We start from the raw sequence: 1,439 nt of genomic DNA on the forward strand, positions 1-1,439 counted from the left end.
TCCGAGGCCTCGCCGGCCTGCTTCTTGGCGTTGATCGAGTCGGTGAACATCACCAGGCAGAACGGGCAGGCGGTGGAGACGATGTCCGGCTTCAGCGCCAGGGCCTCGTCCATGCGCTCGTTGTTGATGCGCTTGCCGATGCGCTCCTCCATCCACATCCGCGCACCACCCGCACCACAGCAGAAACCCCGCTCCCTGTGCCGGTGCATCTCCTCGTTCCGCAACCCCGGAACCCGCGCGATGATCTCCCGCGGCGGCGTGTACACCTTGTTGTGCCGACCCAGGTAACACGGGTCGTGATACGTGACCAGCCCGTCCACCGGCTCCACCGGCGTCAGCCGACCCTCGTCCAACAGATGCTGCAACAACTGCGTGTGGTGGATCACCTCGAAGTGCCCCTCCAACTGCGGGTACTCGTTGGCCAACGTGTTGAAACAGTGCGGACACGTCGTGACGATCCGCTTGCGCGGCGCGTCCTCCAGCGCCGCGTTCAACGTCGCCACGTTCTGCGCCGCCAGCATCTGGAACACCACCTCGGACCCCAACCGGCGGGCCGAGTCACCCGTGCAGGACTCCTCCTTGCCCAGGATCCCGTACCGCACCCCCGCGATGTGCAACAGCTCCGCGAACGCCTTCGTGGTCCTCTTCGGACCGTCCGCCAACGCCCCCGCACACCCCACCCAGAACAGATACTCCAACTCCGCCGGGTCCACGTCCTGCCCCACGATCGGCACCTCGATGCCGGTCGCCTTCCTCAACTCCTTGACCCAGTCCAGCCGGGCCTTGGTCGCCACGCCCCACGGGTTGCCCTTGTTCTCCAACCCCTTGAGCATCGTCGCCGCCTCGGAGGGGAACGCACTCTCGATCAACACCTGATACCGGCGCATGTCCACGATGTGGTCCACATGCTCGATGTCCACCGGACACTGCTCCACACACGCCCCGCACGTGGTGCACGACCACAACACGTCCGGATCGATCACCCCGTTCTCCGCCGCCGTGCCGACCAACGGCCGCTCCGCCTCGGCCAGCGCCGACGCCGGGACCCTCGCCAACTGCTCAGGCGTCGCCTTTTCGTTGCCCTCCTCGTCCTTCCCGCCGCCGGCCAGCAGGTAGGGCGCCTTCGCGAACGCGTGCTCGCGCAACGACATGATCAACAACTTCGGCGACAACGGCTTGCCCGTGTTCCACGCCGGACACTGCGACTGACACCGACCACACTCGGTACACGTGGAGAAGTCCAGCAGACCCTTCCAGGTGAAATGCTCCACCTGCGAGACCCCGAACACCGCATCGTCCGCCGGGTCCTCGAAATCGATCACCTCACCACCCGAACGCATCGGCTGCAACGCACCCAACGCAACCCCACCATCCGCCTCACGCTTGAAGTAGATGTTGAAGAACGCCAGAAAACGATGCCACGCCACACCCATGCTCGG

At 65.5% G+C, this 1,439-nt stretch carries 1 protein-coding gene; it reads right to left on the reverse strand.

All coding sequences use genetic code 11. The features are described from left to right. The coding region (locus ACFZBU_RS47950) for a (Fe-S)-binding protein (protein ID WP_391590152.1) at window positions 1–1,439 on the reverse strand (1,439 nt) is incomplete at both ends.

The sequence above is a fragment of the Embleya sp. NPDC008237 genome, assembly GCF_042956465.1.
Taxonomy (GTDB): domain Bacteria; phylum Actinomycetota; class Actinomycetes; order Streptomycetales; family Streptomycetaceae; genus Embleya.